10 protein-coding genes are annotated in these 4,866 nt (G+C 67.3%); all 10 read left to right on the top strand.

Features of this window, described 5'->3' with window-relative positions; genetic code table 11:
- Positions 1-279: hypothetical protein (locus ROE7235_RS20305; RefSeq protein ID WP_370743957.1), on the top strand; the 279-nt coding region annotated here is incomplete at its 5' end.
- Entirely contained in the window at positions 276-674 is a 399-nt protein-coding gene (locus ROE7235_RS18725) for a phage tail protein (RefSeq protein ID WP_121097381.1), read from the top strand. The genes ROE7235_RS20305 and ROE7235_RS18725, both read left to right, overlap by 4 nt.
- Complete coding sequence (locus tag ROE7235_RS18720; RefSeq protein WP_121097378.1) at positions 671-1,234, top strand: tail protein X; 564 nt, start codon at positions 671-673, stop codon at positions 1,232-1,234. The genes ROE7235_RS18725 and ROE7235_RS18720 overlap by 4 nt, the downstream gene beginning before the upstream one ends.
- Positions 1,231-2,205 (top strand): contractile injection system protein, VgrG/Pvc8 family, encoded by a 975-nt coding sequence (locus ROE7235_RS18715; protein ID WP_183073585.1) that lies wholly within the window; start codon positions 1,231-1,233, stop codon positions 2,203-2,205. Before ROE7235_RS18720 ends, ROE7235_RS18715 begins: the two co-directional genes overlap by 4 nt.
- On the top strand, positions 2,202-2,486 hold the full coding sequence (locus ROE7235_RS18710) for a hypothetical protein (protein ID WP_121097372.1): 285 nt from the start codon (positions 2,202-2,204) through the stop codon (positions 2,484-2,486). The genes ROE7235_RS18715 and ROE7235_RS18710 overlap by 4 nt, the downstream gene beginning before the upstream one ends.
- Positions 2,483-2,815, top strand: a complete 333-nt coding sequence (locus ROE7235_RS20300) for a collagen-like protein (RefSeq protein ID WP_183073586.1) — start codon at positions 2,483-2,485, stop codon at positions 2,813-2,815. Before ROE7235_RS18710 ends, ROE7235_RS20300 begins: the two co-directional genes overlap by 4 nt.
- The gene (locus ROE7235_RS18700; protein WP_121097366.1) at positions 2,808-3,581 is read left to right on the top strand and encodes a hypothetical protein; all 774 of its coding nucleotides are present in this window, start codon (positions 2,808-2,810) and stop codon (positions 3,579-3,581) included. Before ROE7235_RS20300 ends, ROE7235_RS18700 begins: the two co-directional genes overlap by 8 nt.
- Positions 3,578-3,973 (top strand): hypothetical protein, encoded by a 396-nt coding sequence (locus tag ROE7235_RS18695; protein WP_121097363.1) that lies wholly within the window; start codon positions 3,578-3,580, stop codon positions 3,971-3,973. The genes ROE7235_RS18700 and ROE7235_RS18695 overlap by 4 nt, the downstream gene beginning before the upstream one ends.
- 145 nt (positions 3,974-4,118) lie before the next feature.
- Positions 4,119-4,337, top strand: a complete 219-nt coding sequence (locus ROE7235_RS21040; protein WP_121097361.1) for a Com family DNA-binding transcriptional regulator — start codon at positions 4,119-4,121, stop codon at positions 4,335-4,337.
- Positions 4,301-4,866: DNA adenine methylase (locus ROE7235_RS18685; RefSeq protein WP_147434273.1), on the top strand; the 566-nt coding region annotated here is incomplete at its 3' end. The genes ROE7235_RS21040 and ROE7235_RS18685, both read left to right, overlap by 37 nt.

The raw sequence follows: 4,866 nt of genomic DNA, 5'->3' as shown, positions 1-4,866 counted from the left end.
CGCGACAGTGGCGGCGTTGTGCGCCCCGGTTTCATCTACGAGATCAACGAGCGCAACCAGGAGTTCTTTTCGCCAAGCGTGCCGGGCAGCGTGATCAAGGGCACCGATCTGGCCCGTGGCGGCGGCGCGTCCCGCGCAGGCCCGTCCATCCAGATCGGCGATATCCACGTCCACGCGCCCCCCGGCATGGACCCGCGCGAGATTGCCCGCGAGGTCGACCGCCAGCTGCGCGCGTCCTTCAGCCAGCGCCACGCGCTGCATGACGGGGGGCTGACATGATCGCGACCGTGATGATGGCCCTTGGCGCGTTCCGCTTTGGCGTGACCGGGACCAGCTACCAGAGCCTGCGCCGCGTCGCAGCCTACCGCTGGGAGCAGCAGGACCGGCTGGGACGCGACCCTGCGCAGCAATTCATGGGTCCGGGTGCCGAGGACGTGACGCTGGAAGGCACGATCCACCCGCATTACCGGGGCGGGCTGCGACAGGTTGAATTCATGCGGCTGGCCGCGCGCACCGGCCAGCCCCTGATGCTGGTCGACGGGCTGGGCTGGGTGTTCCAGCGATGGGTCATCCTGTCGGTCGAGGAAACCCGCACGATTTTCATGTCGGACGGTGCGCCCAAGCAGATCGACTTTCGCATCCTGTTGCGCAGCTATGGCGAGGACCGGGCATGATCGCGTTTCGCAAAGCCCAAGGCGCGCCGCTGCGCCTGCGCCTGACCGTCGCGTCGGAGCTGACGGGGGTGGATATCGCGTCGAGCCTGCGCAGCGATCTGGGGGCCGCATGGCCGCTCGCCGTGACAGTTGAAGACCCGGCCAGCGCGGGCGTGTTCGAGTTGGATGCGGGCGTGAACGCACGGGCGCTGCCGGAAGGGCGCTTGTGGTTCGATATTCGCTTTACCCGCGCCGGGCTGGTGGTCCAGACCCTGACCTTCGGTCTGTTCCTGCTGGACGATCTGGACGGCGCGAACGCGGCCCTGATCGCGCGCGCGGGCTATGCTGGGCGCGGGGCAGTCGAGGGCCGCGTCTACATCACCGCCGAGGGCGAAATGCTGGACCAGATATGCGCCCGCGAACTGGGATCGGACGCGCTGGCCCCGCAAGTGCTGGACGCGCATCCGCGTCTGGCAGAGCTTGGCCCGATCTACCCGGCAGGGCTGGCGCTGTTTCTACCAAGCGCCGACCGGCTGGCCCCGACCACCACGCAGCGGATCACGCTTTGGGGGCGCGCATGACACCCGATTTCCGCATCATCGCCAATGGGCAGGACGCGACCGCCAAGCTGGCCGACCGGCTGCTGGCGCTGCAGATCACCGAGGCCGATGGCAATGACGCCGACAGCCTGACCATCGTGCTCGATGACCGCGACGGACGGCTGGACGCGCCGCCGATCAAGTCGCGCCTGCAGGTCTCGCTGGGCACCAAGGGCGCGGGGCTGTTCGATATGGGCCGGTTCGAGGTCGAGAGCATCAGCGGCGAAGGCCCGCCCGACCGGATGACCATCACGGCGGCGGCGGTGGACCTGCGCGAGACGGCCCGCGCCCCGCGCACAAAGGCGCATGAGGACCGGTCACTGCGCGAGATCGCGGACGAGATCGCAGGCCGCGCCGGGCTGGAGCTGGTTCTGGGCGAAAGCCTGCAAGAGGCGCGCTTTGCCTATGTCGCGCAGACCTCCGAAAGCGATCTGCATTTCCTGACCCGGCTGGCCCGCGATCTGGACGCAACCGCCAAGGCGTCGGGCGGCAAGCTGGTAATTGTGCGCCGCTCGGACCCGCAGACAGCTGGGGGCGACGCCAAGGTGCCGGTGCGCTTGGACCGCGCCGACCTGATGTGGTGGGGATACGAGATCAGCGCCCGCGAAAAGGACCAGGCGGTCGAGGCAGAGGCGCAACTGACCGGCACGGCCGAGAAGAAGCTGGTCCGGGTGGGCGACGGCCAACCTGCGCGCCGATTGCGCCATGTCTACCCGTCCGAGGAGGTCGCGCGCGACGTGGCGACGGCCGCGCTGGCCCGTGCCCGCCGGGGCGAGGTCAAGATCAGCGCCGAGTGCGCACGCTTCATGCCCGCGCTGTTTGCCGGGGGCTTGGCGGAATTCACCGACATGCGGCCGGAATTCGCGGGGCGATGGCACCTGACCGAAGTGCGTCACGAGCTGGGCGCCGGGCTGACCACATCCATCCAAGCCGAAAAGGGAGACGCGGCATGATCACCATCACCCGCAAGCGCGGCGACACCCGCCGCCTGCGATTTCATACGGAGTTCGCGCTGGCGGACGTCGCAATCACCGCGTCGGCCCGCGACAGCGGCGGCACCGCCCGCGCGATCCCGGCAGGCGTGGTCGATCTGGACGCACGCCTGTTCGAGCTGTGGGGGATTGGCGACCTGCCTGTCGGCCTGCATGCCTGCGAGGTGGAATATGCCCGCCTCGGCCACACGATCCCAAGCCAGACCTTTTTTCTGCAAATCACGGAGGCGATGACGCCATGAGCACCACCATGACCGACCTTGCCACGGGCAAGACCTTTGTTCTCGATGGCGCGCTGCCGGGCCGCGATGCCTATGAAGAGGCGCTGGCCGAGGGCTTCATCGGCACCCGCGCCGAGTGGCTGGCCAGCCTGAAGGGTGACACCGGCGAGATCGGCCCAGAGGGGCCGGTGGGGCCAGTAGGCTCGCAAGGTCCAGTCGGACCCGCAGGCCCACAGGGCGAGATCGGCCCGCAAGGCGCGTCCGTGACCATCACGGTGCTGACCGACCCGGCGGCATTCGATGCGGCCAATCCCGGCGCGCTGGAACTGGTGGTGCTGGTCGATGCCTAAGCTCGATCTGACAACGGCACGGCGCGTCATGACCGGCGCTGGCGAGGCGCGCGCGATCAAGGCTGGCGCGGGTCTGTGGCGCGCCCGCAAGCCCCTTCTGGACGATCCGGGCGTGATCGAGCTTCACGGCTTTGACCCGCTCTGGACGCATCCCGATCTGGCAGGCGCGGGCATTGGGCAGGCCGACGCGCATGTGGCCCGGATCACCGACTTGGGCAGCGGCGGGTTTCACGCGACCCAAGCCGTGACCGCGCACCAGCCAGTGCTGCGCCGCGCGGGCAATCTGTGGTGGCAGGAGTTCGACGGGGTCAGCGACCGCGTGATCGTTCCGCCGGGCGGCTGGCAGGGGGCCGATATGTCGCTGGTCATGGTCGCACGGCTGCAGTCTGCGGCGACCGACGACGCGCGTGTGTTGGCCGGAGGCGTCGACGGTCTCTATATCGCGCTGTATCAAAGCGGCAGTTCGGAAACCACAATCGGCGCGGGCAACGCGCGCTATGTCAACGGCAGCCTGATCCCCGCGCCGACGCGCGGCGATCTCTACAATGCGTGGGTGACCGAAGACTGGGTCGTGTTGGAGGTGGCGGGGGTAGATTTCACCGACAGCAATTTCAACAACGGCCTGCAATATCCGGGCTGGCGGGGCGGTTTGAACCTGGTTGACGGGGAAATCGCCTTTGTCGCTGTCATGCCGACCGCGCTGGCCAACACCGTCCGGGCCTCCTTGACCACCACGCTCGCCAGCATATTCGGAATCTCGTTATGACACAGACAACCCTGACCGCCATCTGCCCCGAAGCGATGATTTCGGACGCCAATAACTGGGCCATGATCGCGCTGGATGGCCTTGTCCATTGCGCGACATTCGACCCGCCGACCTATCAGCGCGAGGGCAGCCGGTTCGCAGTCGCAAGTTTTCTGGTCGCGCCGGGTTGGCTGGACCGCGCCACCGGCACCTTGACCCGCCCCGCATGGGACGTGGGCCATAACCGCATAAATGAAACCGGGGCCAACCGCGCGTCGGACGCGCTGGTGACACATGAGGGCACGGCAGGCGCGCCGCTGGCCATGCCCGGCACGCTTTTGCTGATCCTTGGGGTGGATGCGCGCGCGGCACTCGCCGCCACGGGGCTGGTGCAGATCCCGTCCGAGATCTGATCGGGCGCGACCCTTCGGGAGGTCACGGGGCGCGGACAACGCCCCGCAACACGGGGCCAAATCGCGAAATACGCCCCGCCGACCATCGTTAACCTTCTGGCCGCTCCCACCCTGATCAGGGGCGGCAAAGGTGGGTTGATTCGCCATGCCGACACAAGAGCAAATTCGTTGCTGCGCCTGCGCGCGGCTGTTATTCTGTGCAGACCCCGACGCGCTATCCGGCGTCGTGACCATAAAGTGCCCGCGCTGCCGGGCCATGAACATCCTGAGGCCCAGAGCCCTTTCACCAGAGCGCGCGCCGCGCCAAACTGAGAAAGGCCCTGGACCATGGCCCAGACCCCCACGAATACCGTCCGCCCGATAGCCCCGTGGATCGGTGGCAAGCGAAATCTGGCCAAGCGCATCTGCGCGATCATCGACGCAGACACAGCCCACAAGACCTATGCAGAGCCATTTGTCGGCATGGGCGGGATCTTCCTGCGGCGGACATCACGTCCGCGCGCTGAATTCATCAACGACCGCGCGCGCGAGGTGCACAACCTGTTCCGTATCCTTCAGGAACACTATGTCGCCTTCCTCGACCTGCTGCGCTTCCAGATCACGACGCAGGCAAATTTCGAGCGCCTTGTCGCGGTCGACCCCGAGACGTTGACAGATCTGCAGCGCGCGGCGCGGTTTCTGTATCTGCAGAAGATCAGCTTCGGCGGCAAGATCACGGGCCGCACCTTCGGCCTGTCGCGCGAGCGCTCGGGCCGGTTCAACCTGGCCACGCTCGAGCCTGACCTGGAAGCGCTGCACAGCCGCCTGTCCGGGGTCTGTGTCACCTGTCTGGATTTCGGCGATTTCATCCGCCGCGTGGACCACCCCGACACGCTGTTCTATCTTGATCCGCC

It is taken from the genome of Roseinatronobacter ekhonensis, assembly GCF_900499075.1.
GTDB lineage: Bacteria > Pseudomonadota > Alphaproteobacteria > Rhodobacterales > Rhodobacteraceae > Roseinatronobacter > Roseinatronobacter ekhonensis.
The sequence above is the reverse complement of the archived record's forward strand: the minus strand, read 5'-3'. Positions and strand labels throughout refer to the sequence as shown.